The sequence below is a fragment of the Yoonia sp. BS5-3 genome (genome assembly GCF_038069655.2).
In the GTDB taxonomy this organism is placed as follows: Bacteria; Pseudomonadota; Alphaproteobacteria; order Rhodobacterales; family Rhodobacteraceae; genus Yoonia; species Yoonia phaeophyticola.
Genome location: NZ_CP150951.2, coordinates 1,751,320 through 1,776,602, shown reverse-complemented (window position 1 = coordinate 1,776,602; position 25,283 = coordinate 1,751,320). Strand labels below are relative to the sequence as shown.

General features: G+C 57.3%; 22 protein-coding genes. 14 read left to right on the top strand and 8 right to left on the bottom strand.

The features are described 5' to 3' along the window. The first annotated feature begins 56 nt into the window (after window positions 1-56). From AABB29_RS08960 to AABB29_RS08905, 12 genes are all read left to right on the top strand, one after another. The gene (locus AABB29_RS08960) at window positions 57-413 is read left to right on the top strand and encodes a cupin domain-containing protein (protein ID WP_341367250.1); all 357 of its coding nucleotides are present in this window, start codon (window positions 57-59) and stop codon (window positions 411-413) included. 12 nt (window positions 414-425) lie between these two features. Next, window positions 426-1,985 (top strand): 2-isopropylmalate synthase, encoded by a 1,560-nt coding sequence (locus AABB29_RS08955; RefSeq protein ID WP_341367251.1) that lies wholly within the window; start codon window positions 426-428, stop codon window positions 1,983-1,985. Window positions 1,986-2,348: 363 nt separating this feature from the next. Next, entirely contained in the window at window positions 2,349-3,386 is a 1,038-nt protein-coding gene (locus tag AABB29_RS08950) for a rod shape-determining protein (RefSeq protein ID WP_341367252.1), read from the top strand. A gap of 19 nt (window positions 3,387-3,405) precedes the next feature. Beyond that, window positions 3,406-4,329, top strand: coding sequence for a rod shape-determining protein MreC (mreC, locus tag AABB29_RS08945; protein ID WP_341367253.1), 924 nt, complete (start codon window positions 3,406-3,408; stop codon window positions 4,327-4,329). Further along, entirely contained in the window at window positions 4,322-4,582 is a 261-nt protein-coding gene (locus AABB29_RS08940; protein WP_341367254.1) for a hypothetical protein, read from the top strand. The genes mreC and AABB29_RS08940 overlap by 8 nt, the downstream gene beginning before the upstream one ends. Beyond that, the gene (locus AABB29_RS08935) at window positions 4,579-4,860 is read left to right on the top strand and encodes a hypothetical protein (protein WP_341367255.1); all 282 of its coding nucleotides are present in this window, start codon (window positions 4,579-4,581) and stop codon (window positions 4,858-4,860) included. The genes AABB29_RS08940 and AABB29_RS08935 overlap by 4 nt, the downstream gene beginning before the upstream one ends. Continuing rightward, on the top strand, window positions 4,857-6,797 hold the full coding sequence (gene mrdA, locus AABB29_RS08930) for a penicillin-binding protein 2 (RefSeq protein WP_373636886.1): 1,941 nt from the start codon (window positions 4,857-4,859) through the stop codon (window positions 6,795-6,797). Before AABB29_RS08935 ends, mrdA begins: the two co-directional genes overlap by 4 nt. Then, window positions 6,794-7,933 (top strand): rod shape-determining protein RodA, encoded by a 1,140-nt coding sequence (gene rodA / locus AABB29_RS08925; RefSeq protein WP_341367256.1) that lies wholly within the window; start codon window positions 6,794-6,796, stop codon window positions 7,931-7,933. Before mrdA ends, rodA begins: the two co-directional genes overlap by 4 nt. A 54-nt stretch (window positions 7,934-7,987) precedes the next feature. Then, a complete protein-coding gene (locus tag AABB29_RS08920; RefSeq protein WP_341367257.1) occupies window positions 7,988-8,917 on the top strand; it encodes a glyoxylate/hydroxypyruvate reductase A in 930 nt (309 codons plus the stop codon). 165 nt (window positions 8,918-9,082) lie between these two features. After that, window positions 9,083-9,979 carry a hypothetical protein gene (locus AABB29_RS08915; protein ID WP_341367258.1) on the top strand — a complete coding sequence of 299 codons (897 nt, stop codon included), beginning with the start codon at window positions 9,083-9,085 and terminating at the stop codon, window positions 9,977-9,979. After that, window positions 9,976-10,365 (top strand): hypothetical protein, encoded by a 390-nt coding sequence (locus AABB29_RS08910; protein WP_373636885.1) that lies wholly within the window; start codon window positions 9,976-9,978, stop codon window positions 10,363-10,365. Before AABB29_RS08915 ends, AABB29_RS08910 begins: the two co-directional genes overlap by 4 nt. Before the next feature lie 290 nt (window positions 10,366-10,655). Next, window positions 10,656-11,429 (top strand): SseB family protein, encoded by a 774-nt coding sequence (locus AABB29_RS08905; protein WP_341367260.1) that lies wholly within the window; start codon window positions 10,656-10,658, stop codon window positions 11,427-11,429. 66 nt (window positions 11,430-11,495) lie between these two features. Here AABB29_RS08905 and AABB29_RS08900 read toward each other — a convergent pair whose 3' ends face one another. The 3 genes from AABB29_RS08900 to AABB29_RS08890 are packed head-to-tail and all read right to left on the bottom strand — an operon-like array spanning window position 11,496 to window position 15,183. Continuing rightward, on the bottom strand, window positions 11,496-13,034 hold the full coding sequence (locus tag AABB29_RS08900; RefSeq protein ID WP_341367261.1) for a sulfatase-like hydrolase/transferase: 1,539 nt from the start codon (window positions 13,032-13,034) through the stop codon (window positions 11,496-11,498). 4 nt (window positions 13,035-13,038) lie between these two features. Then, complete coding sequence (locus AABB29_RS08895; protein ID WP_373636884.1) at window positions 13,039-14,406, bottom strand: sulfatase-like hydrolase/transferase; 1,368 nt, start codon at window positions 14,404-14,406, stop codon at window positions 13,039-13,041. A gap of 3 nt (window positions 14,407-14,409) precedes the next feature. Beyond that, window positions 14,410-15,183: an amidohydrolase gene (locus tag AABB29_RS08890; protein WP_373636883.1), complete on the bottom strand. Its 774-nt coding sequence runs from the start codon at window positions 15,181-15,183 to the stop codon at window positions 14,410-14,412. Window positions 15,184-15,302: 119 nt separating this feature from the next. Here AABB29_RS08890 and AABB29_RS08885 point away from each other — a divergent pair, with 119 nt between their 5' ends. Continuing rightward, window positions 15,303-16,211 carry a LysR family transcriptional regulator gene (locus tag AABB29_RS08885; protein ID WP_341367263.1) on the top strand — a complete coding sequence of 303 codons (909 nt, stop codon included), beginning with the start codon at window positions 15,303-15,305 and terminating at the stop codon, window positions 16,209-16,211. Between the two features lie 17 nt (window positions 16,212-16,228). On the opposite strand, the gene AABB29_RS08880 is transcribed toward AABB29_RS08885, so the two are convergent. From AABB29_RS08880 to AABB29_RS08860, 5 genes are all read right to left on the bottom strand, one after another. Next, window positions 16,229-16,519, bottom strand: a complete 291-nt coding sequence (locus tag AABB29_RS08880; protein WP_341367264.1) for a tripartite tricarboxylate transporter permease — start codon at window positions 16,517-16,519, stop codon at window positions 16,229-16,231. A 21-nt stretch (window positions 16,520-16,540) separates the two neighbouring features. Further along, entirely contained in the window at window positions 16,541-17,527 is a 987-nt protein-coding gene (locus tag AABB29_RS08875; protein WP_341367265.1) for a tripartite tricarboxylate transporter substrate binding protein, read from the bottom strand. A gap of 223 nt (window positions 17,528-17,750) precedes the next feature. Continuing rightward, on the bottom strand, window positions 17,751-20,540 hold the full coding sequence (locus AABB29_RS08870) for a bifunctional aconitate hydratase 2/2-methylisocitrate dehydratase (protein ID WP_341367266.1): 2,790 nt from the start codon (window positions 20,538-20,540) through the stop codon (window positions 17,751-17,753). A 163-nt stretch (window positions 20,541-20,703) separates the two neighbouring features. Continuing rightward, window positions 20,704-22,152: a hypothetical protein gene (locus tag AABB29_RS08865; protein ID WP_341367267.1), complete on the bottom strand. Its 1,449-nt coding sequence runs from the start codon at window positions 22,150-22,152 to the stop codon at window positions 20,704-20,706. Window positions 22,153-22,241: 89 nt separating this feature from the next. After that, the gene (locus tag AABB29_RS08860) at window positions 22,242-22,604 is read right to left on the bottom strand and encodes a response regulator (RefSeq protein ID WP_341367268.1); all 363 of its coding nucleotides are present in this window, start codon (window positions 22,602-22,604) and stop codon (window positions 22,242-22,244) included. Window positions 22,605-22,687: 83 nt separating this feature from the next. Between AABB29_RS08860 and AABB29_RS08855 the strand changes: the two genes are divergently transcribed. After that, window positions 22,688-25,249 carry a CheR family methyltransferase gene (locus AABB29_RS08855; protein ID WP_341367269.1) on the top strand — a complete coding sequence of 854 codons (2,562 nt, stop codon included), beginning with the start codon at window positions 22,688-22,690 and terminating at the stop codon, window positions 25,247-25,249. Window positions 25,250-25,283: the final 34 nt, after the last annotated feature.

Here is a 25,283-nt window from a genome sequence, read left to right as displayed (position 1 = left end):
TGGCGCGACCGCTCAGAGGGGACCAGCGCCAAGAAACGAACTGCTAAGGAAACATCATGAAATCGATAAATCTTGCTGAGAAACTCAGCCTGTTCCAAACCCATTGGGATCCAAAGGTTATCGCGAACTACAACGACAATGATGTCATGGTCGTGAAGTTCAAGGGTGAATACCCCTTTCACCAGCACGCGAGCACAGATGACTTCTTTCTCGTCCTCGAGGGCGAGATGTTCATGGATATCGAAGGGCAAGACAGCATCAAAGTCCGCGCCGGTGAGCTTTTCATTGTCCCTAAAGGCGTTGTACACCGCCCCCGAGCCGAACAGGAGGTCAAAGTCCTGTTGATCGAACCAAAGGGCGAACCGAATTCTGGCGACGCGGATCGACCCGCTGCCGCCAAAGACCATATTTGAAGGAGCATGATCATGACCAAGGATAAAGTCCTGATCTTCGACACCACCCTGCGCGACGGCGAACAATCCCCTGGCGCAACAATGACCCATGCGGAAAAGCTGGAAATCGCCGAGCTGCTGGATGACATGGGCGTTGATATCATCGAGGCAGGCTTTCCCATCGCATCCGAAGGCGACTTCAAAGCCGTCAGCGAGATCGCCGAACGGTCCAAGAACTCTGTCATCTGCGGTCTGTCCCGCGCCAATTTCAAAGACATCGACCGCTGCTGGGAGGCGGTGAAACATGCCGCACAGCCGCGCATTCACACCTTCATCGGCACCTCGCCCCTGCACCGGGCGATCCCGAACCTGACGCAGGATGAAATGGCCGAACGCATCCACGAATGCGTCACACATGCCCGTAACCTCTGCGACAATGTGCAATGGTCCTCGATGGACGCAACGCGCACGGAAGAGGATTTCCTCTGCCGTACCGTCGACATCGCGATCAAGGCTGGTGCGACAACGATCAACATACCCGACACAGTGGGTTACACAGCGCCAGTGGAAAGCGCCGATCTGATCCGCATGCTGATCGAAAAAGTACCCGGCGCGGATGAGGTGATCTTTGCCACCCATTGCCACAACGATCTGGGCATGGCGACGGCCAACAGCCTTGCGGCCGTCGAAGGTGGCGCGCGACAGATCGAATGCACCATCAACGGGCTGGGCGAGCGGGCGGGGAATACCGCGCTGGAAGAGGTCGTCATGGCGCTGAAAGTGCGCGGTGACATCATGCCGTATCAGACAGGCATCGACACGCGCAAGATCATGAACATCTCGCGCCGGGTCGCCACGGTTTCGGGCTTTGCGGTGCAGTTCAACAAGGCCATCGTCGGCAAAAATGCCTTTGCCCATGAAAGCGGAATTCACCAGGACGGAATGCTGAAAAACCGCGAGACCTTTGAGGTGATGAAGCCCGAGGACGTGGGTCTGTCCGGCACGTCTTTGCCACTGGGCAAACACTCTGGCCGGGCGGCACTGCGCGCGAAACTCTCTGAACTGGGCTTTGATCTGGCCGACAACCAGCTGAAAGATCTGTTCGTGCGGTTCAAGGATCTGGCCGACCGCAAAAAGGAAGTCTTTGACGATGACTTGATGGCGCTGGTTTACCAAAACGACAGCGGCGATGATCGGCTGAAACTGAAATCCCTCAAGGTCGTTTGCGGCACCGACGGGCCGCAGACAGCCGATATGGTGATGGAGATCGACGGCACCGATGTTGAAACTTCGGCCGCAGGTGACGGCCCGGTTGACGCCACATTCAACGCGGTCAAGGCCTTGTTCAAACACGGTGCGCGGCTGCAACTTTATCAGGTCAGCGCCGTGACCGAAGGCACCGACGCGCAGGCCACCGTGACTGTCCGGATGGAGGAAGACGGACGCATCGCCACGGGCCAGTCCGCTGACACCGACACCGTCGTCGCCAGCGCCAAGGCCTATATCAATGCGCTCAACCGGCTGCTGGTGCGGCGCGAGCAATCCGCGCCGGGCTATGACGTCAAAGGCGTCAGCTATAAAGACGCCACCTGATCAGGGTTTGCGCGGGTGGTAACCCGCTACGCTGGTGTCCAAATCATGTGCCAAAGCCAAGGCTTTGGCACATCTAAGCTGTGCAAGACTGATCACGCCCGCCAAGCGGAAGCGGCACTTTGACAAATGGCTTTTACAAACAAATTCAGCCTCCAATCACAATAAAGGTTGATTAAGTAATATTTTGATCGAACATACGGCTCCTTTTTGTCCCTTAGATGTTGAAAAAGTATAAGCGGCGAATTAACGCTACATTACCCAAAACGAAGGCTTCTCTCTCACCTTCCCCTTGTTTATAAAGTGGATTGACCGTGGGGCGGGGACCCCCTGCGCAATAGAACCAACAATGGGGAAGTCCGAGGTATGGCAGGCTTTGGTGGGTTGTTTTCGTCAGATATGGCGATTGATTTGGGCACAGCGAACACGCTGGTCTATGTAAAGGGCAAGGGCGTGATCCTGTCCGAGCCATCGGTGGTCGCCTACCATGTCAAAGATGGCGTCAAGAAAGTGCTCGCCGTGGGCGAAGACGCCAAGCTGATGCTGGGCCGCACCCCCGGCAGCATTGAGGCAATCCGCCCGATGCGCGACGGCGTCATCGCCGACTTCGACACCGCCGAAGAAATGATCAAGCACTTCATTCGCAAGGTGCACCGCCGTTCGACCTTTTCCAAACCCAAAATCATCGTCTGTGTACCGCACGGGGCGACACCTGTTGAAAAGCGGGCGATCCGTCAATCGGTCCTGTCGGCAGGCGCGCGGCGCGCGGGTCTGATCGCAGAGCCCATTGCTGCGGCAATCGGGGCGGGCATGCCCATCACCGACCCAACCGGGAACATGGTGGTAGATATCGGCGGCGGGACGACCGAGGTGGCGGTTCTGTCGCTGGGCGACATCGTCTATGCCCGCTCGGTTCGGGTCGGCGGCGACCGTATGGATGAGGCGATCATCAACTACCTGCGCCGGCAACATAACCTCTTGATCGGGGAAAGCACGGCAGAGCGTGTCAAAACCAGCATCGGCACAGCCCGCATGCCCGACGACGGGCGCGGGCAGAGCATGCACATCCGCGGACGCGACTTGTTGAACGGCGTCCCGAAAGAAACCGAGATCAGTCAGGCCCAAGTGGCCGAGGCTTTGGCCGAACCGGTCCAATCCATCTGCGAAGCGGTGATGACCGCGCTCGAAGCCACCCCGCCCGATCTGGCCGCTGATATCGTCGACCGGGGCGTGATGCTCACCGGGGGCGGCGCGCTGCTGGGGCAGCTTGATTTAGCGCTGCGCGAGCAGACAGGTCTGGCGATATCGGTCGCAGACGAATCGCTGAACTGCGTGGCGCTGGGAACAGGGCGCGCATTGGAATATGAAAAACAGCTGCGGCATGTGATAGACTACGACAGCTAGGTTCAACCAAAAGGCACCGATGGCCAAGGACAAGAACAGCGAAGACTATATCGGCCCGATCCGGCGCTTGCTGGTCGGGCTGCTGGTTCTTGCGCTTTTGGGGCTGTTCCTGGTCTGGCGCATTGACAGCCCACGGGTCGAACGGTTCCGGGCCGCTGCGATTGATCGGGTTGTCCCGTCTTTTTCCTGGGCGATGGCCCCGATCAATGGAACGCTGAACCTGATCAGCGACTTTCAAAGCTACCAACAGCTGCGGGCCCAAAATCAGGACCTGCGGCGCGAGCTTCAGCGGTTAAAGGCCTGGCGCGAGGCCGCGCTGCAGCTTGAGCAGGAAAACGCCAAGCTACTGGATCTGAACAATGTCAGTCTGGACCCCGAACTGACCTACGTGACCGGCGTGGTGATCACCGATAGCGGCTCGCCTTTCCGGCAATCGGTCCTGGTGAATGTCGGCGCCCGGGACGGGATCATTGAAGGTTGGCCCACAATGGATGGGATCGGGCTTGTCGGGCGGATCGCCGGTGTCGGGCAGAACACAAGCCGGGTGCTGCTGCTGACCGATACGTCCAGCCGGATCCCCGTCACGATCCAGCCATCAGGGCAAAAAGCGATCCTTGCGGGGGACAATACGCTGAACCCGCCGCTGGAATTTCTGGAAGATACCGCGATGGTGCGGCCCGGTGATCGGGTGGTCTCTTCCGGCGATGGGGGCGTGTTCCCCGCCGATCTTCTGGTCGGGCAGGTGGCGCTTGGCACCGATAACCGGCTGCGCGTGCGGCTATCGGCCGACTACCAACGTCTTGAGTTCCTGCGCGTCCTCAGATCACAGCCCCATGAAGATATCGCCGATCCCGAGGATCTGCTTGCACCCGATACCGAGTTCTTTGGACCGGCGGCCCTGACGCCCTCATCGCTTGCGACGAATGAGCTTGGCGATGGCTGATCAAACAGACCCAAGGATTTGGATCAACCGAGGCGTCTTTTTGCTGGTCGCCTTCCTGATCGTTGTCGCCCAGCTGGTGCCGCTTGATATGCGGCCCGCCAGCTGGTCATGGCCCGATTTGCTTTTGGCGATGACGCTGGCCTGGGTGGTGCGCAAGCCGGATTACGCACCTGTCGCGCTGATCGCTGCCTTGTTTTTGATGACCGACCTGCTGCTGCACCGCCCCCCGGGCTTTGGACAGCGCTGGTCGTGATGCTGACAGAAACGCTCCGGCGCCAACATCACGACTTTCGAAATATGCCTGTTTTGGTCGAATGGGGCACCGTCAGCGTGGGGATCGTGATGATTACACTGATCAACCGGCTGGTGCTCGCGATTGTGATGGTGCCACAAGCGCCGCTGGGCTTGACGCTTGTTCAGATGATCTCGACAATCGCAATCTATCCGCTTGTGGTGATCGTTGGGCATTTTGCCTTTGGCGTCACGCGGGCAGCACCCGGACAAATCGGCAGCCGAGGCCAGAAGATATGAAACGACCGCCTAAGGATGTGATCGAAAGCGCCCGCACGATTTCGCGGCGGGCGCTTGTTGTGGGCGGCGTACAACTTGGCGTTATCGGGGCGCTGGGTTGGCGGCTGCAATCGATGCAGGTTGAACAGGCGGATGAGTTTCGGCTGCTGGCCGAAGAGAATAGGATCAACATCCGGCTTCTGCCGCCCGCGCGCGGTCTGATATTTGATCGAAACGGGATCCCCATTGCCGCAAATGAGCAGAATTATCGCGTCGTCATGGTCCGCGAAGATGCCGGTGATGTTGGTGCTGTACTGGCCAAACTGACCGAGATTGTTGAGATCGCGCCCGATGACCTGATGCGCGCGATGGATGAAATGCAGCGCCGGTCGCCCTTTGTCCCGGTGACGATCGCCGATCGACTGTCTTGGGAAGATGTCGCGCAGATCAATCTGAACACCCCGGCTCTGCCCGGAATCCAGGCCGAGGTTGGGCTAAGCCGCGTCTACCCATGGGGCGCCGATCTGGCGCATGTGGTCGGCTATGTCGGCCCGGTCAGTGACTATGATCTCAGCCGGATCGATGATCCCGACCCGCTTTTGCAAATTCCAAAATTCCAGATTGGCAAGACCGGCGCGGAAAACAAGCTAGAGCAATCGCTGCGCGGCTCAGCCGGGACGCGCCGGATTGAGGTGAACGCCGCCGGCCGGATCATGCGCGAACTTGACCGGCAAGAGGGCGATCCCGGCAAAGACATCCAACTGACCATCGACAGCCGCCTGCAGTCTTATGTGCAAGCCCGGCTCGAGGGGGAAAGCGCCGGGGCTGTTGTGATCGATCTTGAAAACGGTGATCTGCGCGCCATCGCGTCGGCCCCCTCGTTTGATCCCAACCTGTTCGTGCGGGGCATTTCGACAACCGACTGGACCGGCCTGAACGAAGACCGCTACCGACCGCTGGCCGCCAAAGCCGTGCAAGGCACCTATCCGCCCGGATCGACCTTCAAGATGATCACCCTGCTGGCTGCCATGGAAGAAGGGTTGGTTGCTGCGGATGAGACCGTCTATTGCCCTGGCTTTACCGACGTTTTCAACGTGCGCTTCCACTGCTGGAAAGGCGGCGGACATGGCAATGTCAATCTGCATGAAAGCCTGAAACAAAGCTGCGATTGCTATTACTATGAAATCTCGCAGCGGGTTGGCATCGACAAAATGGCCGAGATGGCGCGCAAACTGGGGCTTGGGATCCGGCATGACCTGCCCTTGTCGGCCGTGGCGCAGGGACTGGCCCCAGACAAAGCCTGGAAAACCTCGGTGCGCGGCGAAGACTGGCGGATCGGGGACACGGTCAACGCCTCAATCGGGCAAGGTTACGTTCTGGCCTCACCTTTGCAGCTGGCGGTGATGAGCGCACGTTTGGCCACTGGCCGCGAGGTGACGCCGCGCTTGATCAAGCTGATCGATGGGGTCGAACAACCCACAGGATTGGGTGACAGTCTGGGACTGAATGAAAACACGCTACGGCGGATCAGATCATCCATGTATGACGTCTGCAACCACAGACGGGGCACAGCTTACGGGTCGCGGATCACAGATGAGGCGCGCAAGATGGCGGGGAAGACCGGCACCAGCCAGGTGCGGCGGATCACCCCCGAAGAACGCGCCGCCGGGGTGACCCGCAACGAAGACCTGCCATGGGAACGGCGCGATCACGCGCTGTTTGTCGGCTTCGCGCCCTTTGACAATCCACGCTACGCGGTGTCGGTCGTTGTAGAACATGGCGGCGGTGGATCACGTGCAGCGGCCCCCATCGCGCGGGACATCATCCTGCAAGCACAATTTGGCGGCCCACCCCCGCTCGAGGCCTATCCATCAGGGCTGCACGATCAAATTGCCGCCCAGCAAAGACGGATCGAAGCACGGATCCCACCCGGGGCCAAAGGGCACGGCCAAGTATGAGTTATCTTGAGTATAACACCAAACATGTGCCCACCGGGTTGCGGAAAATCTGGTATCTGCACTGGCCGATCATCATGCTGCTGACTGCCGTGGCCTCAGCCGGGTTCCTGATGCTTTATTCCGTCGCTGGCGGGTCCACATCGCCTTGGGTTGAGCCGCAGATGAAACGCTTTGCTGCGGGCATGATGCTGATGGTGATCGTGGCCATGGTGCCGATCTGGTTCTGGCGCAACATGGCCTTTCTGGCCTATGGAGGGTCGATTGTCCTGCTACTTGGGGTCGAATTTTTCGGCGAAGTGAACATGGGCGCCCAGCGCTGGATCAACCTCGGCTTCATGCGGCTACAGCCGTCAGAGCTGACCAAGATCACGCTGGTGATGTTCTTGGCAGCCTATTACGACTGGTTGCCGAACAACAAAACCTCGCACCCGTTATGGGTCGCGTTTCCGGTGGTCATCATCCTGCTGCCTGTGGCGCTGGTGCTGAACCAGCCAGATCTGGGCACCGCACTGCTATTGTTGATGGGCGGCGCGACCGTGATGTTCTTGGCGGGGGTGCATTGGCTTTACTTTGCAACGGTGGTCAGCACGGGCGTGGGCGCGATTGTGGCGGTGTTTCAAAGCCGGGGAACAGCCTGGCAATTGCTGAAGGATTATCAATATCGGCGGATCGACACGTTCCTAGACCCGGCCAATGATCCGCTGGGGGCGGGCTATCACATCACGCAGGCCAAGATCGCCCTTGGCTCGGGCGGCTGGACCGGGCGGGGGTTTATGCAAGGCACACAAAGCCGGCTGAACTTTCTGCCTGAAAAACACACCGATTTTATCTTTACGACCTTGGCCGAAGAGTTTGGCTTTGTCGGTGCAACCACGCTGCTGGTGCTCTATCTGCTGATCGTTGTGTTCTGCATCGTCTCGGCGCTGGGGAACCGGGACCGGTTTGCATCGCTTTTGACACTTGGGATTGCAATGACCTTCTTTTTGTTCTTTGCCGTGAACATGGCGATGGTCACCGGGCTGGCCCCCGTGGTTGGGGTGCCCCTGCCGCTGGTCAGCTATGGGGGATCAGCCATGCTGGTTCTGCTGGTCGCTTTTGGGCTGATGCAAAGCGCGCATGTGCACCGCCCCCGCTAAGAAGTGCAACGCAAGTCCCGGACATGATCCGGGACCTCTACCAAAGGCTCGGCCATGCTCAACATCCTCTTTTCGGCGCAACCTGAACGCTGGGACGAATACAAAGGCCCGCTCAACGCAGCCTTCGCCACCGCCGGGCTGCAAGCCAACATCGCGCGCGACCACGCGCCTGAAGCGGTGGACTACATCATCTTCGCGCCCAACGGGCCGGTCACCGACTTCAGCCCCTACACAAAAACCAAAGCCGTGCTTAGCCTATGGGCAGGCGTCGAAACCGTCGTGGACAACCCGACACTGACCCAGCCCCTGTGCCGGCTGGTCGACCCCAGCCTGACCGCTGGCATGGTCGAATGGGTCACAGGCCATACGCTGCGCCACCATCTCGGGATGGACCACCACATCCGCAAACAGGACGGGGTCTGGGAAGAACGCTTTCCACCGCTGGCGCGAAAACGGCCAGTCACGATCCTCGGCACAGGGGCGCTTGGGGCGGCTTGCGGACAGGCGATACATGCGCTTGGCTTTCCGGTCACCGGTTGGAGCCGAACCGCAAAAGAGTTGCCAAATATCCGGCATTTACATGGGCAAGACGGGTTGCAGGCAGCGCTCAGCGGGGCCGAAATCGTGATCCTGCTGCTGCCGCAAACCCCCGCGACCGAAAACATCCTGAACGCCGAAACGCTTGCGCTGTTGGCGCCGGGGGCATTCATCATCAATCCCGGACGCGGGCCGCTGATTGACGATGATGCGCTGCTGGCCGCGTTGGACAGCGGGCAAGTCGGGCATGCCACCCTGGATGTGTTCCGGACTGAGCCCCTGCCCGCCGCGCATCCCTATTGGGCCCATCCGAGCGTGACGGTAACGCCCCATATCGCCTCAACCACACGGCCAGACACCGCAGCCCAGATCATCTGCGAAAACATTTCCCGGGCCGAAGCAGGACAGCCCTTGAAACATGTCGTTGACCGAAACCGGCGCTATTAATCCGCCAACCATTGGGCGTCGAAAGGTAAAATCTGAAAAGACTTTACACCCCTCGGCCCAAAACGAATTGGGATGGCTGGACATTGCTTGCCCGACAAATTTGTTGACCTTGTTGAAATGATACGCGTTAGTTTTTCACAAAACGGCACATAGACAGGGCAAAAAATGGCGCAGGCATCAACACGTATCTATACCCTGATCGGATTGCTTCACATTTTTAACCCAACTCTGGTCGCTGCCCAAGTGACAGACGCCTGCCCCGACACGGCAAATTTGTTGATGCATTGCACTTTCGATGACGGGGCAAGGCAAATGGCCCTGTGCCAATCTGATAAGGTTGTATCCTACAGTTTCGGGGTTGATTTAGATCGCCCCGAAATATCGTTATCATCAACGATCACTGACCTTCAAAATGTCCCCTACAATCGTGTCACCGCCGACAATTTCGAGCAGATACGTTTTCACAATGGCGACACATCCTATGAGATATACGCATACGAAACAATCTACAGTAGCCCCACCGGAGCAGAGCACCATACCGAGGGTGGTATACGTGTGAAATACCCTGGTGGCTCGGAAACGGTGCTGGTTTGTGACGATACGACGGTGACACCCGGTACACCACGCGACGGGATCGGCCAAATCCCTGCTCAGGCAACGGCCGAGGGCATAAGACTGATATCGGACTGCGCCGATAGCAACGACGACATAAATGCATGTCTCGGCATTGCGCGTGACGTGGACATAAAAGAACACGGCTGTACACCCGGGCAAGATTGGACCGATTGTTGGGCGCATGAAAGCAACGTTTGGCGCTCAGTTCTGGCCGCGCAAGAGGCCGAAACCATTGCCCGGTTGTCGCAAATTGTCGACAATGACGACATCGCTTCAATTTCCAAGGCTCAGGAAATCTGGCATGAAGGCCACCGTTTAGATTGCAGGCTAGCGGGCACGCTTCCATTTGCTGCTGACGCAGGAAATGCGCGCTGCATTGCAGAGCGTAACGCCGCCCGTGTGACTTTCTTGCAGTCCGTCATTGGCTTTGCCGAGTTTGATGGATGAAGCGGCTAAACAAAGTCTTTTTCGGGGTCATTGCGGCGCTGGGATGCGTGATTTTTGTGCCGCCGTTCAATACGTTCACATCCGATATGTTCCCAACCTTCTCAGAACACGCGCGCTATCCAAGCCCCGATGGCAGGCAGACTGCGGTGCTTTATATTCAGTCCAACTATTCTGCCGGCGCCGCATTTTCCAGCGAGTCGGGATTTCGCAGTGCTTATGTTGAACTTATCGACGCAGCCGATAATAGGCTGACCCCTTGGCATCTTCGTTTCACCTGTAGATTTCAACTGGGTGAGTTCAGTAATACCTGGACCGAGACAACAATGAACCCCATGCAGTTTGTCATCATCAACCGGCAAACCGGGGATACCCAGTGTAATTTCTAGCCGCAAACATTCCAGCCCGAGCTTGGCCTTAAACTGGTCTGTGAAGTTGCGGCGGTCTATTTCTGGACAAACAGTGACGAGATGACGATCCATGGAACTCGGCCGTCATTTCGCAGCTTTCTGGACAGTTTCATAGACTAGAAGCGGCCCCATCAGCGTTAACCACCTGACACAGCTTCCAATATATCGATAACGGCTGGCATGCGCGTGCACCGTCCTATTGCTTCATCAATCCGAACCCAATACGCCATAATGCAATTGTTGTTGCCTTGCGCAAAGGATTGCACCTGATGACCGACCTTGATCTGGCCCATGCCGCAATGGAGGCCGCGCCCGAAGACGATACCGCCCGATTGCAGTTTTATGAGCGGCTGGCTGATAGCGAGCTGTTCATGCTACTCGGCAGTGAGGCGGAGGGCGATCAGATCAATCCCGAGATATTTGAGATTGAAAATCAAAAGTTTACGCTGGTCTTCGACCGCGAAGAAAGGCTGGCCCAATTTGTCGGCCGCGTCGCTCCTTACGCCGGATTGCCCGGGCGCGGGTTGGTCCAGATGTTGGCCGGGCAAGGGGTGGGGTTGGCCTTTAATCTGGAGGTCGCCCCTTCGGCGATGCTGATCCCTGCCGATGCGGTCGACTGGCTAGCCCAGACATTGGCCCATAGCCCCGATCAGACCGAAGCCCGCTTGCAAGAGATATCTGCCCCCAATGTCCCGCAAAGCGTTGTGACCGGGCTGGATCGCAAACTGGCCATTGCAGCAGGTCTTGCCCGCTCTGCCTATTTGGCTGCGGCCAGCTATGAGGGCGGATCGCAGGGCCATGCTCTTGTTTTCATTGACGCATTACCTGATGCAGAACAGGCACTTGCCCATGCGGCCAGCGAAGCGCTGACCTTTTCGGGGATCGAGGCGGGCGTCATGGATGTGCTGTTCATCCGCGCCGCAGACCCGCTGGCCGCCCATTTGGCGAAGGTCGGGCTGCGTTTTGATCTGCCAGAAGCGCCCAAGCCAGAGGTCCCTTCAGCCCCCGGCATGAACCCGGCCAAACCGCCGAAACTGCGCTAAATCATTCCAGCAAACATCCGTACAGAAGCTGTACATACAGCGTATGTACAGCCGCCCCTATCCTGCTCATGCCATCCCGGTTTGCGGCAGCGGCACGGGCAATGCATCATCCGGGCGCTGTGCCATATAGCTTTCCAGCTCGGCCCGTATCGCCGCATGCTCCGGGTCATTAAAGACGCTGTTCATCTCAAACGGATCACCCATCAGATCATAAAGCTCGCCCGCTTTGGAAATCTGATCGACCGTCAATTTATGCGTGGCCGTACGTATGGTGTGCAATTGCAATGCGGTACCCGCGTGCGTTGGTCGCAGCTCCCATTCTGAAAAGGCGAAATCGCGGCTGGCGCTGTCTGTTTCGATCAAGGGTCGCAAGCTTTGGCTGTGCATCGCCGCTGGGCGGGCCAGCCCCGCATAATCAAGAAAAGTCGCGGCGAAATCGAGATTGGACACAGGATCGGCCACTTCCTTTCCGACCGGAACACCGGGCCTCTGAAAAATGCATCCCACCCGCAGCAGCCCTTCATACATCATCGGCCCTTTGAGCAGCAGCCCATGATCGCCCAGCCAGTCGCCGTGATCAGCGCTGTAGATGACGATGGTATTTTCATCGAGCCCGAGCCTGTGCAGTTCGGCCATGATCCGCCCCACATTGTGATCAATCAGCGAGACCATCCCATAGTAGTTCGCGATCACCTCGCGCAATTGGGCATCGTCAAGCTCTGGAACGCGTGAAAACCGGGTACGGAAAGCGGCCATATCAGCCCTGATCTGCGGATCGCCCTCTAATGTGGCGCGGTGCCACCATGGCCGCCGGTCAAGATCGCGGCTGCGATGTTCCGGCAAATCAACCTGGGCTGGATCGTGCAGCAGGCTCCAAGGGAGCGGGCAGTCAAACGGGTGATGTGGATCCGGGAAAGACGCCCAGATGCAAAATGGTTCTGCCCGCTCTGCCACCTGGTTGAGCTGCGCAATCGTTCTGTCCCCGACCCAGCTGGAGTTGTGAAATGCCGGCGGCAGGCCTGAATGCCAGGTTTGCGGAGCGCCCAGCGTATCCCGCCCCGAGCTGCTTTCATACATCGCGTTGCGCCGGGCATTTTGCCCGCCTGCGTCATACCAACGTTCATAGTGCTGCCCGTTTGGCGGTGCCAGCGGCAGATGGGCGTTATGGCCTTCGACAACAAGTTCGACATGATCAAAGCCCATATAGGGGCCGTGCCAGTCCGGGCCGAAATGCTGCATGCTGTCGCGGCATTCCGGCGTTCCGCTGGGCTGAAAATTATGCGACGTCGCAAAATGCGCCTTGCCGATCAAGGATGTCCGATAGCCCGCCCCCGACAACCGGCCTGCAAAACCAGCCTGCCCCAAAGCGGGGTCCAGATCGATCCCATTGTCAGAGACCCCATGCGTGCGCGGCAATAGCCCTGTTAGCATCGAGGCCCGCGCGGGCTGGCAAATGGGATTGACGGTCATGCAAGCCGAAAAGACCGTGCCGCCCCGAGCCATTTCATCAAGATGCGGGGTTGATACCCGCCGCCCTGCGAAACCAAAGCAATCGCCCCTATGTTGGTCTGCAGTGATAAACAGAAAATTGGGTCTTTTTCCCATGCCCCTAACCTTTGGGCGCTGGCGTAAAGCCGATTTCTGACCGCGCCCGAATGGTATCTTCACCGCCAAGCGCCGCGATCCGCCTGGCTTGATCTGCAAACGCTTTAGCATCAGCTGCTTCTGGATCCACGATTTGGCGAAGTTCTGTTTCGAGCATCGCCTGTATCTCTGCCGTGCTTTCTTGTCCGGCAAGGTCATGCTTTTCCCGTGGATCGCTTGGCAGGTGAAAAAGCTGCGGCGGATGACCAACGTAATAGATCAATTTCCAATCACCCTTGCGCAGCATGAACCCGCCCGATGTCGAGCCTGCCGCGTGATATTCGCTGAAGACCGCACGTTGAGGCGCGGGCCTGTCCAAGAATGCGCGTAGATCGCTGCCTGGCAGCTTATGTTCGCGCGCATTCAGACGACGCCCTGCTGCCCCAAGAATGGTGGGGTAAAGGTCAACCAGACTACATGGGGTGCTATTCTTCGTCCCCGCTTTGATGCCCGGCCCTGCCATGATCATCGGAATAGCGCAGGCATCATCGTAGAAGACAGATTTGCCCCATAGCCCCCGGTTGCCCAGGCTTTCACCATGATCAGAGGCGTAGATGACAAGCGTGTCCTCTTCCAGCCCAGCGGCCTGCAGCGCCGTGCGCAGGCTGTCTTCGTCGAAATAATCATCGTAATTGAATGACTGCCGATACGCATCGATCCCAGGATGACGGGGCCGTTCATCATGCCCATATTGATCCGGTAGCGGGATGTCCGCATCGTCATAGAGCGCAAAGAAATCCGGGGGGGCAATCAACGGAAAATGCGGGATCACAAAGGATACATAAAGCACCCAAGGTTTGCCTGCGCCCCCGCTGCGCGCCCTGAGCCAATCGGTTGCCGCACCAGCCACCCGATCATCAAATGCGGCGTAATCTGACATGCCCCTGGCTGCCTTTTCGGCCATCGCGCTGGCTGCCTTGCGCGGCTGACCGTCTTTGCGCAACAACCCGATCACATCGCCCTGACCATCGGGCACGTAGATCGGATGCAAGCTTTGCGAACAGCCCGCATCATCGCCCGCATCGCGGTAATGTAATTTGCCGATCGAAACGACATTATGCCCCGCGTCCCGCAGATGGTGATGCCAGGTTGGCACGCCCCCATCAAAAGGGTGCGCATTGTCCCAATATCCCGTCCGGTGCGGATAGTTCCCGGTGGCCAGGCTTGCCCGCGAGGGCACGCAGATTGGCGAGTTGCAATACGCGTTGTCGAACCGCACCCCGCGCCCTGCCAACGCATCAATGTTTGGGGTCTGGACAATCTGGTTGCCATAGCAGCCCGCAATGTCCCGCGCATGTTCGTCAGACAAGATGAAAAGCACATTGCTAGCCATCTTTCACCCCCCAAGCCCATAGACGCGCGCCGCTGTGCCGCCAAAAAGCTGTGCTTGAGCCTGATCAGGCACCCCCGCGTCTTGGACAATTTCCTGAATGGCCGCCCACCACAGATCATAAGTGCCCATCAACGTCATCACTGGCCAGTTGCTGGCGAAAATCAGTCTTTCGCAGCCGAAATCCTCAATCAAAGCTTCGACCCAGGGGCGCAGCGTGTCGGTTTGCCATTCGACCCCTGCCCGCTCAACCAGCCCTGAAACTTTCACATAGGCCCCCGTATCTTTGGCGATGCGCTGCATATCTGTCCGCCACTTGCCCAGCTCGCCCGTCATCACGAAAGGCCGCCCGCCATGGTTCAACACGGCGGTCATTTCGGGAACCCCAGTGAACAGATCACAGACTGGCCCGAGCTGCGTGCAATTGGCCAGAAAATCAACCGGCACCCCATGCGCCCCGATCACCCGGTAGCTTTGACGCAGACCAGGGTCGGTAAACCAGCTTGGGTCAAACTCTTTCGGGGGATGTGCCCGGATGCCGCAAAGTTTGGGGATATCGCGCAACCTTGCGATATCCTGCGCCAGACGCACCATATAGGCCGTTTCCCGCGGGTCAGTGGCCGCCTGCACGACGATCACCCCGTCAATCCCTGCCCGCGCGCAAAGTGGCTGCAACATCTGCGGCGTGAAATCATGCTGGAGCCCGCCGATCTTGCGCGCGCTCCAGATGTTGTGCGTCTCGCCCAGTTCCCAGAAATGGACATGTGCGTCGATTTTCATGACAGCTCCGGTAATCGGCTGCGCCGTTGCCGGCGCCGGTTTTGTGGAAATGTTAGGGCCGTTCTGGTATGACTGACGAGCGCAATTTACGCCGCCAGTGATGCTTGATTGGAATACCGATGGAGACCAGATACGCCCGCGTTGTCGAAGAAGTTGCCAAGCTTGGCAGCATCCGCGCCGCTTCGGAGACGATTGGCTATACCCAATCGGCCATCACCAAAATCCTGCATCGGATCGAGCAGGAATTCGGCGAGCGTCTGTTTGATCGCCATCCTCGCGGGATGCGTCTGAATGAATATGGCGTTGCATTTCTTGAGCATTCATTGGCCATCGACAAAGAGATGCGCGATGCCAAATCCAAGATCGCCGCGCTCAAATCAGGGGAAACCGGCCGTGTGGTTTTGGACACTGCGGCCTGGTCCACCCAAATCCTGCCGGGTATTCTGGCCAGCCTTTTGACCACCCGCCCCAATCTGAAAATCCGCGTGGTTGAAAACAATGCCGCCCGGCTAGAGCAATTGCTGCTTGAGGGCCGGATCGATCTGGCCATGTCCCAGCCGATGGATGAGCAAGTCGTTATGGAAAGCATGGGCGATGTGGTTTTTGGCCTTGTGACCGCTGTTGATCATCCGCTGACCAAGCTGCCGGAAATCCGCATCCAGGATATTGTTGATTATGGGTGGATCATGGCTGATGGCGATCAGTGCACTGCTGCATTTCTTGAGCGCGAATATATCAAGCACGGCCTGCCCTGGCGCAGCCCGGATATTGAGATACTTCCCCGCAACGCCTTGCTTGAGATTGTCGCAAAGACCAATCTGATCGCCTATTTGCCATTGCTGAACGATCCTGAATTTGGCCCGCCTGTCGCCAAAATGGCCTGCGCCGATCTGCAATGGCGGATCCCTGCAGGCATGTCATTTCGCAAAAACCGCCCTGTCACCGCAGCGGGCCGGTTTGTGTTTGAGCAGATCAAGGCGCAATTCCAACGCTCTGCCGCGGATTATCAGCATTTGGCCCGATACTAGGTCTTGTGCCGGGTCCTTTACACCAGCGGCCAGACAAGGAAGATGCAGACGCAAAACAGCACGCCGAGGGTGATCGGCCGGGTCTGCACATAGTCCAAGAGGTTTCCCTGGGCGATCAGGACCGTTCTGCGGAAATTGGACTCAAATATCGGGCCCAGAACGAAACCGATCACAATGGGCGCCAGCGGGTAGTTGGCCTTGCGCAGCACATATCCGATCAGCCCAAAGAGGATCAGCAGCCACAGATCATTGATCTGCCGTGCGACCGAGTATGTTCCGATCAGGCTGATCATCAGGACCCCGGCCATAATACCCCGTCTGCGCTGGAATTAATTTGTCGATCTCAGCACATTCGCCACATGCTGGGCCAATAGAGTTTCGGAATCCAACCAAAGCTGCGCCGATGCGTCTGGCCCGACATATTTGATCATAGCTGCTACATTGCCCTCAAGCTGTGCGGCCAATGCATCCCCCGCCAATACCGCCCTGAACGCGTCTTGCAGTTTTTCGACAACGTCATCTGGAGTGCCCGACAAGGCCGCAACCCCGCCCCAGCCAAAGGCCGTGTCCCCCCAGCCAACCGGATAGCCCTGCTCGGCTGCGGAAGGCAGGCTAGGGTCGATCGGGTGTCTTTCATCTGTGATCAGCCCCAGATGTTTGATCTGCCCCTCAAAGGCGTTGATTAGCGGGACAACCGCCACTGAGGCATCCAATGTGCCGTTCATCAGGCCCGTCACATTGTCCCCGCCGCATCCACCGCTGAAAGGGATCGGGTTATAGGGCACCTCGGCCACTGTCATGAACTGCTCGCCGATCAGTCGCGGCACCGATTGCGGTGCGCAGACCCCGTAGTTGATGGTCCGCCCTTCGGCTTTGGCCCAATCCACGAATGCACTGATGTCGTCTGCCGGGTGGTTTGCTGCCACTGTCAACGTGAACGGGATCGCAAACACCCCGGCCACCGGTACAAAATCATCGTTTGTGTAAGGCAGGTCCGGGTTGAACAGTTTTGCGCTGACCTGAGCTGCCACCCAATTGCTGACCAGCGTATACCCATCCGGATCAGCCGAAATCGCTGTGGCCAGTGCCTTGGTTCCCCCGGCCCCCGTGACGTTGTTGATCACCACGGGCTGCCCCAGCTCTTCTGATACCAGTTCACCAATTGTCCGCATCACAGCTGATGTTGGATCGGCGGCGGGCCATGGGTAAATGATCGTAATCGGTTTCTCGGGCCATTCGGCCTTGGCCGGTCCTGCCGCAAATAGCGCGATGGCCCCGGTGATCGCTAAAACGGCCCCTATGAGGTGTTTGTTCATCTCAATCCTCCCCTTTGTCAGCAGGCCCGCGGCATTCCCCGCCTGCCTGATGTCTTATGAGAGTTTAGGTGCCCATACTGTCCACACCAGACACTATGGGGTTAGGAGCCATTCCATTTTGGAATTCCAATATCGTCTACCTGACCCAGATGGGGCCCAACCTTTGCATAGAAAAAGGCCCGCCTGATGCAGCGGGCCTTTGTCATTCGTCAGGGTGCCGTGCTTAGTAATGCACGGACAGCGCGTCGATTGGGGCTTTCTTGGGCGGTGCGAATTTCGTCAGGTTGATCCCGTCAACCGCCTTTATATACTCGTCCAAAGTTGGGGTCCGCCCCAGGATCGCCGACAAGACCACGACCGGGGTTGAAGCCAACAGGGATTCGCCCTTTTTCTCGGCCGTGTCTGCAACAACCCGTCCTTGGAACAAGCGCGTTGAGGTGGCCAGCACGGTGTCACCCTTTTCCGCCTTTTCCTGGTTGCCCATGCAAAGGTTACAGCCGGGCCGTTCGAGATAGAGGATATTCTCATACTCGGTCCGCGCGGTTGTCTTAGGCGCGGCATCGTCAAATTCGAACCCGCAGTATTTTTGCAGGATTTCCCAGTCGCCCTCTTCCTTCAATTCATCAATGATGTTGTAGGTCGGCGCGGTGACGACAAGCGGCGCTTTGAAGGTGACTTCGCCATGTTCGGCCTCAAGATTGCGCAGCATTTGCGCCACGATCTTAATGTCGCCCTTGTGCACCATGCAGGAGCCAACAAAGCCCAGATCAACATGCTTTTCCGCCTTGTAGAAGGAAATCGGGCGGATTGTGTCGTGAGTATACCGCTTGGAGACGTCGACGTTGTTCACATCAGGGTCGGCGATCATCGGTTCAACGATTGCATCCAGATCAACCACAACCTCGGCGAAGTACTTCGCATTCGCATCGGGACGCAGGGCTGGTCTTTCACCTGATTTGATTTCAGCGATCCGCGCGTCGGCTTTTGCGATCAGGCTGGCGAGCATGCCATTGTCATGCTCCATACCTTTGTCGATCATGATCTGGATGCGCGATTTCGCCAGTTCCAGCGAGCCGATCAGCGTCTCATCATCCGAAATACAGACAGAGGCCTTGGCCTTCATCTCGGCCGTCCAGTCGGTGAAGGTGAACGCCTGATCGGCCAGCAGCGTGCCGATATGCACCTCGATCACGCGGCCCTGGAAGACGTTGTCGCCGTGCTGTTCCAGCATCTGCGCCTGGGTGGCATGCACCACGTCGCGGAAATCCATGTGATCGGCCATTTGGCCTTTGAAAGTCACCTTCACAGATTCAGGGATTGGCATCGACGCCTCGCCCGTCGCCAAAGCCAACGCCACCGTGCCCGAGTCCGCCCCGAAGGCTACGCCCTTCGACATCCGCGTGTGGCTGTCGCCGCCGATGATCACATCCCAATCGCTGACGGTGATGTCGTTCAGCACCTTGTGGATCACGTCGGTCATCGCGTGATATTCGCCCTTGGGGTCACGCCCGGTGACAAGGCCGAAGTTGTTCATGAACTTCATCAAACGCGGGGTGTTTGCCTGCGCTTTGATGTCCCAGACCGATGCGGTGTGACAGCCTGATTGATAAGCGCCATCCACCGACGGGGACACAATGGTCGCCGCCATCGCTTCGAGTTCCTGCATGGTCATCAGGCCGGTGGTGTCCTGTGAGCCAACGATGTTCACGCCAACGCGCACGTCCGATCCTGCATGCAGCACCTTGCCCGGCGTGGTGCCGCGCGCATTGGCGTTGAAGATCTTTTCAACGGCCGTCAGGCCCTGGCCTTCATGGCTGATCTCTCTGGATGGGGCGAAGACCAGCGGCGCTTCGACGCCCAGTGTCTCAGCCGCGAATGTCTGCAGTTTCTTGCCAAAGACGATGGCGTAAGAGCCGCCCGCCTTCATAAACTCCATCTTCTGCGGTGTGAAAGAGGCGGACATATCGACCAGCTCTTCGCCGTCTTCGCTGTAGAGCTTTTTATCCTTGGTGTTGATTTTCAGAACTGTCCCGGTTTCGACCGAGTATTTCTGTTCCAAAATCGGGTTGCCGTCATTGTTCAGGATCGCATTGCCGTCTTCATCGACCTTCTTGACCCAGTTTTTCAGATCAACCCCGATCCCGCCGGTCACGCCGACAGTTGTCAGGAAGATCGGCGAAATCCCATTGGTACCGGCCACAACGGGCGCGATATTCACAAATGGCACATAGGGCGAGGCCTGCTTGCCGGTCCAAAGTGCGACATTGTTCACCCCAGACATCCGCGAAGAGCCAACGCCCATAGTCCCCTTTTCGGCGATCAACATGACGCGTGCGTCAGGATGCTGCAGTTTCAGCTCTTCGATGTGCTTTTGTGCCTTTTCATCGATCATGCATTGGCCATGCAATTCGCGGTCAGCACGCGAGTGCGCCTGATTGCCCGGCGACAGCAAATCGGTTGAAATATCGCCTTCGGCTGCAACAAAAGTGACGACTTCTACCTCTTCGTCGACATCGGGAAGCTTAGTGAAGAACTCTGCCTGCAGATAGCTTTCGATAATCTCTGTCACGATGGCGTTGCCCGCCTGATGCGCCGCTTTCAAGCGTTCGGTATCGGCTTCATAGAGGAAGACCTGGGTTTTCAGTACCTCGGCGGCCTGTTTGGCAATTGCCTGATCATCGCCCGTCACCAAATCGATCAGCACCTCAATCGAGGGGCCACCCTTCATATGTGACAGCAGTTCGAACGCATATTCGGGCGTGATTTCGGCAACGTTTTCTGTGCCCAGAATGATCTGCTTGAGGAATTGCGCCTTTACCCCCGCCGCGCTGGTTGTCCCCGGCAGCGTGTTATAGATGAAATAGTGCAGCGCATCAGCCCGGTGTTCGTGACCGGTGTCTTTGATGATCGCGATCACCTCTTCGGTCAGCGGGGCATCATCGATTGGCTTTGGGCTGAGACCCTGTTCCTTACGGGTTTCGATCTCATTTAGGTAATCTGTATATAAACTCATGGGCTATCCTGACACGTCATGCTGGGGGCTCAGAGGCAGGAAGACCAGGTCAACGCCACGCCCCCGCCTATTTGTATGCGGCGGTATACCAAAAGCCGGAGAGTCGCAAGCCCAAAGCATTTCGATTTATACCAAAGCTTTTCGCACGTTTCAGTGACACCGCCTATCCGCCGTCTGTCCCCAAATCTGCGCGCGGGGGCAGCAGCCGGATCGCGTTCAGCAGCGTCTCTAGCGGAACTGACTTTGGCAGGCAAAGCCCGAATACGTTGCCTTCGGCCGTTTTCGGATAGGTCGCGACAGTTGAAAAATGGATCATGCGCACATGCGGAGCCGCGCTTGGCATCGCGCGCACCAGATCGCGAACAGGCGTGGTATCGGGAAGTGTTTGCGAGGCGATCACAACATCGACATCGCGGATCGCTTTGATCACGTCAGGGAATGCATCACCTTCGCTGATTTCGATAATATCTGCCCCTTGTGCCCGCAGGTAGCGCGCCAAAGACCGTGCTAGCGTTCCATCAGATTGCGCCAAACAAATCCTATAACCCCGCAGCATATCGCTGGGCGGTTGGTGCCCCGAGGGCGCATAATTGTCCAATGAGGCGGGCAGTACCGGCAGCCGCAAGGAAATCCGCTGTTCGTGGTCATCCGCGCTCCCCACGCTAAGCCCGCCGCCCGCCGCCTTCGCCAACTCGGCGCTGGCCACAAGCGTTCTGATCAGGTCAGGTGGCATTGCGTATGATGCGGCCTGCATCGCGTCTGAGGCATCGATCCGCGCCAGAACACGGATTTTCACCGTATCTGTCCGCTGCGTCGTTTGAACGGATATCCGTCCCGCTTTGGACGGTGACAGGACAATGAATTTCCGTGCGGCGCCCAGCATTTCAATGACCGTTGCCTCAAGTTCGGAATGTGATCCTGCGGTTGTCCGAATTTGTGGCACCGGGTCGACCGAAAGCGTGATCGCTGGCGGCAGTACCCGTTGAAAAAGCTCGGCTGCGTTCTGGATCACGGATGGCACATCTGCCGTGTGTTCGACCTGCCTGTCTGATGCTTGATCCGGATCGATCAATGACTGCACCAAATAATTGCCCCGGTGCACCGCATTGAGGATATCGGCCACCCGCATGCGCGCATCGTCGCCCAGCCCTGATCGCCCAAGCCCGTCCGCTGCGATCTGCGCAATCCCCAGCACATTGCCGAGATCATGTGCCACCTTTTCAACATGTGTCGCGGTCGGATCCAATGCGGTGGAAGGCTGCAACGTCACATCGTGGCCGGTGATCAACCAACAATTGTTTTCGGGCATTTGCCGCAGATCGAATTCGAAAATATGTTCGGCCCCTGCCGGGCTTAGATAGCCCACTGTCACGCTATCGAATTTCTCACCCAGCAAAACCGCCTTTGGTGTCGCCCGCGCCGGAAGCCGGGTCCGATTGGCGGCGTCATGAAAATACGGGCCGGACAGCCAATCTGCGATATCCATCCCCGCAGGCACAAAGGCATGGGCGATCTTGTTGGCGATACAGTTGGCACCATCATCAGAATACGCAAATAGCAACCTGTCCTTAACGCAGTTCAGCACCTCTTGAAGGGCGCTATCGGTCAGCATCGGTTTAGGTCAACAAAGGGCGTATTGTGAAAACACATATGATACCGATCCAGGCCCAAAAGCCTTGTTTTGAGTGATCTTTGGCTGTTTCAACTTACCAAAGTTCGGATCACGCGGTCGATCTCAAACAGCGTGGCGGATTTTTCGATTTTCGCGTTTGCTTCCTTCATGCCCTTTTGGAACAGCGGCGATGTCGCGATTTCAGGGCGCCCTGTGATGACGACAAAAGGAATACTCGCATCAATTGCCCGCACCTCATGCAACAGCGACAGCGCACCGCCGCCCGGCATGATCGTGTCACAAATGACGATATCAAATGTCTCGCTTTTCAGACTTGCCAATGCCTCATCCAGCGAGGTGACTGCCGTGGCCATATGGTTGAATGAACCAAGGGAATCGGCCATTTCGCTGAGATAAATAAGGTCATCATCGACGAGCAGTACTTTGGCCATTGCCTCACTTTACCTGTGGTTGATAGGATGCCGAGAGTTCGATAGGTTAGTAAACATGATTTTTGTGAAAGGCCATAGAACATATGGACAAGACTATCGGACAATTGAGTCGCGAAGTCGTGCCGCTTGTGGCCATCGGAGCGTCAGCTGGCGGTCTAGAACCGCTTGAGGCCTTCTTTGACGCCGTATCGGACGAACCCGGCGTTGCTTATGTCATTGTGCAGCATCTCTCGCCCGATTATCGGTCGATGATGAATGAGCTGCTGGCCAGACGGTCAAACCTGCCCATCAAGCATGTCAAAGACGGTATGCAGCTGGAAATCAACACCATCTATCTGAACCGTCCAAATGAATATCTTGAGCTTGAGGGTAACCTGTTTCGCACCTTCACCTATATCGACGGGGAGGGGCTGCCCCATCTGCCTATTGACCGGTTCTTTACGTCCCTGTCATCGCGCGATTGGAACAGAACCGTTGCGATAGTCTTGTCCGGCTCAGGCTCGGACGGGTCGAAAGGCGCGCAAATTCTACATGATGCGGGTGCGGCTGTGCTTGTTCAATCCATGCATGAGGCGTCCTTTCCATCAATGCCCCGTGCTGTGCTGTTGTCAGGCTCTGTAGACCGGGTTTTGGACGCCACCGATATGCCCGGCGTGGTGCAAGATATTTTTGCCCATGGCAAAATCGGTACCGGCGCATCGCCCCGGCCGATGGGCGACGGGATCAAGAAAATCCTGGCGATTTTGGAAGCCCAGCACAATGTCGATTTCAGCAATTACAAGCCGGCCAATGTGAACCGGCGTATTGTCCGCCGCCTACATCTGCGCGGACATGCCAGTCTTGAAGAATATGAAGAGGTCTTATCGCAAAGCCCCACAGCGGTCAGCGAATTATTTGAAGATATGCTTATCGGCGTTACTGAATTTTACCGCGACGCGGACGCAATGGCGTCGCTGCGCACGAATGTCCTGGATCAACTGGCCGCAGATACGGACGAAACCGCCCCGATCAAAATCTGGGTTCCCGCCTGCGCCAGTGGCGAAGAGGTCTATACGATCGCGATCGAGCTGAGCGAAGCCCTGCGCGAGGCGGGATCTGACCGCCGTTTTCGCATTATCGGCACCGATATCCACAGCGGTTCAATCGAGACTGCGTCCCGCGGTTTTTACACCGAGGACAAGCTAGAACGTGTCCCCGATGACCTGCGCGCCCGTTACTTTGACGCAAAACCCGGTGGCTATGTCATCCAATCGACATTGCGCCAGAAAATCATCTTTTCCACCCATGATCTGATCAGCGATCCGCCTTTCATGAACCTTGATCTGGTGTCCTGCCGCAACCTGATGATCTATTTCGAAGAAGAGCCGCAAGCCAGCGCCATTTCGATGTTCATCTTCGGGCTTTTGGCGCAGGGCTATCTGTTTCTCGGGGCCTCGGAAAGCGTCGGTAAGTTCAAGACAGCCTTTGAAGTGGTTGATCCCCGCTGGCGTATCTTCCGCAAAGTCGCGCGGACCCCATCGCTTGCCCAGGTGAAAATCCCGTCCAAGCGCGAGTTTTCGTTTTCGCGCAATCCCCATCCGAGCCGCATTTCAGACGAACGCACCCCGCTGCGCACCCAGATCAATGCGGTCCGGTCCCGTGAGATACTGATCCGCAGCTATGATATTCTGCTGAAACGCTATGCGCCTTCATCAATATTGCTATCGTCACAATCGACCGTGCTGAATTGGTTCGGGGCGGCTGCCGAGGTCATTGATACGATGAACAACCTGGCCGATTGGACGGTGCAGGAAATCGTTCACCCCGACCTGCATTTTCCAATCAATGTTGGCATCGAAAAACTACGTCTTGGCCATCTGACAACACATACCCGCACCGTCACGGTCAACCTGGCTGAAAAGGGTCCGACCCGCTGCACCGTTGAGGTCGAAGCGCTGAACCTTGGCCCCGATGATGATCTGATCCTGGTCAAGGTCGCGTTTGAAGGCAGCCAGCCCAGTTCTGTCTTGGATATCAAGGACATCCCGGTTGAGGTCACGAATTCGGACGATGTCACGGTCCTGACAAAACGTGTGCATGTCTTGGAACGCGACCTGCGTCTGACCGAAGAAACACTGCAACATGTGACCGAACGGCTTGAGGCCAGCGGCGAAGAATTGCAGGCCTCAAATGAGGAATTACAAGCCTCAAACGAGGAATTGCAGGCTTCAAACGAAGAGTTGCAAAGCTCAAACGAAGAGCTGCATGCCGTCAACGAAGAGCTTGTGTCTGTCAGTGCTGAACATGAGCGCAAGATCGACATGCTGTCAGAGCTGAACGAGACAACCGAGAGCGTGCTGCAGCTGCTGAATACGGGCGTGATCATTCTGGACGAAGAAAATCAGCTGCGCCGCTTTAGCAAAATGATTGAGCGGGACTTCTTGCTTCAAGAGCATGATATCAATCGTTCGGTTGATATTGTCGGCCCGCGGCTTGAATTTGCTGATCTGGCCGAAATGACCGCTGCATTGTGGAAAACCGGCGAGCCGCAGATCAAAACCGGCACCCATTCGGGCCGCCCGATGACACTTGAGGTGCGCAAGACAATGCTGGGTGTTGCAGGCGACCGGACGCCAGGCGCTATAATCTTGTTTCGTTGGGATTAAAGCATTTCGATTTATACTTGAATCACTTCTTCGC

What these genes read in the sequence shown, in the direction of transcription:
- AABB29_RS08960 (WP_341367250.1), top strand. Translation starts at nt 57, where the DNA reads ATGAAATCGATAAATCTTGCTGAGAAACTCAGCCTGTTCCAAACCCAT.
- AABB29_RS08955 (WP_341367251.1), top strand. Translation starts at nt 426, where the DNA reads ATGACCAAGGATAAAGTCCTGATCTTCGACACCACCCTGCGCGACGGC.
- AABB29_RS08950 (WP_341367252.1), top strand. Translation starts at nt 2,349, where the DNA reads ATGGCAGGCTTTGGTGGGTTGTTTTCGTCAGATATGGCGATTGATTTG.
- mreC (WP_341367253.1), top strand. Translation starts at nt 3,406, where the DNA reads ATGGCCAAGGACAAGAACAGCGAAGACTATATCGGCCCGATCCGGCGC.
- AABB29_RS08940 (WP_341367254.1), top strand. Translation starts at nt 4,322, where the DNA reads ATGGCTGATCAAACAGACCCAAGGATTTGGATCAACCGAGGCGTCTTT.
- mrdA (WP_373636886.1), top strand. Translation starts at nt 4,857, where the DNA reads ATGAAACGACCGCCTAAGGATGTGATCGAAAGCGCCCGCACGATTTCG.
- rodA (WP_341367256.1), top strand. Translation starts at nt 6,794, where the DNA reads ATGAGTTATCTTGAGTATAACACCAAACATGTGCCCACCGGGTTGCGG.
- AABB29_RS08920 (WP_341367257.1), top strand. Translation starts at nt 7,988, where the DNA reads ATGCTCAACATCCTCTTTTCGGCGCAACCTGAACGCTGGGACGAATAC.
- AABB29_RS08915 (WP_341367258.1), top strand. Translation starts at nt 9,083, where the DNA reads ATGGCGCAGGCATCAACACGTATCTATACCCTGATCGGATTGCTTCAC.
- AABB29_RS08910 (WP_373636885.1), top strand. Translation starts at nt 9,976, where the DNA reads ATGAAGCGGCTAAACAAAGTCTTTTTCGGGGTCATTGCGGCGCTGGGA.
- AABB29_RS08905 (WP_341367260.1), top strand. Translation starts at nt 10,656, where the DNA reads ATGACCGACCTTGATCTGGCCCATGCCGCAATGGAGGCCGCGCCCGAA.
- AABB29_RS08900 (WP_341367261.1), bottom strand. Translation starts at nt 13,034, where the DNA reads ATGGGAAAAAGACCCAATTTTCTGTTTATCACTGCAGACCAACATAGG.
- AABB29_RS08895 (WP_373636884.1), bottom strand. Translation starts at nt 14,406, where the DNA reads ATGGCTAGCAATGTGCTTTTCATCTTGTCTGACGAACATGCGCGGGAC.
- AABB29_RS08890 (WP_373636883.1), bottom strand. Translation starts at nt 15,183, where the DNA reads ATGAAAATCGACGCACATGTCCATTTCTGGGAACTGGGCGAGACGCAC.
- AABB29_RS08885 (WP_341367263.1), top strand. Translation starts at nt 15,303, where the DNA reads ATGGAGACCAGATACGCCCGCGTTGTCGAAGAAGTTGCCAAGCTTGGC.
- AABB29_RS08880 (WP_341367264.1), bottom strand. Translation starts at nt 16,519, where the DNA reads ATGGCCGGGGTCCTGATGATCAGCCTGATCGGAACATACTCGGTCGCA.
- AABB29_RS08875 (WP_341367265.1), bottom strand. Translation starts at nt 17,527, where the DNA reads ATGAACAAACACCTCATAGGGGCCGTTTTAGCGATCACCGGGGCCATC.
- AABB29_RS08870 (WP_341367266.1), bottom strand. Translation starts at nt 20,540, where the DNA reads ATGAGTTTATATACAGATTACCTAAATGAGATCGAAACCCGTAAGGAA.
- AABB29_RS08865 (WP_341367267.1), bottom strand. Translation starts at nt 22,152, where the DNA reads ATGCTGACCGATAGCGCCCTTCAAGAGGTGCTGAACTGCGTTAAGGAC.
- AABB29_RS08860 (WP_341367268.1), bottom strand. Translation starts at nt 22,604, where the DNA reads ATGGCCAAAGTACTGCTCGTCGATGATGACCTTATTTATCTCAGCGAA.
- AABB29_RS08855 (WP_341367269.1), top strand. Translation starts at nt 22,688, where the DNA reads ATGGACAAGACTATCGGACAATTGAGTCGCGAAGTCGTGCCGCTTGTG.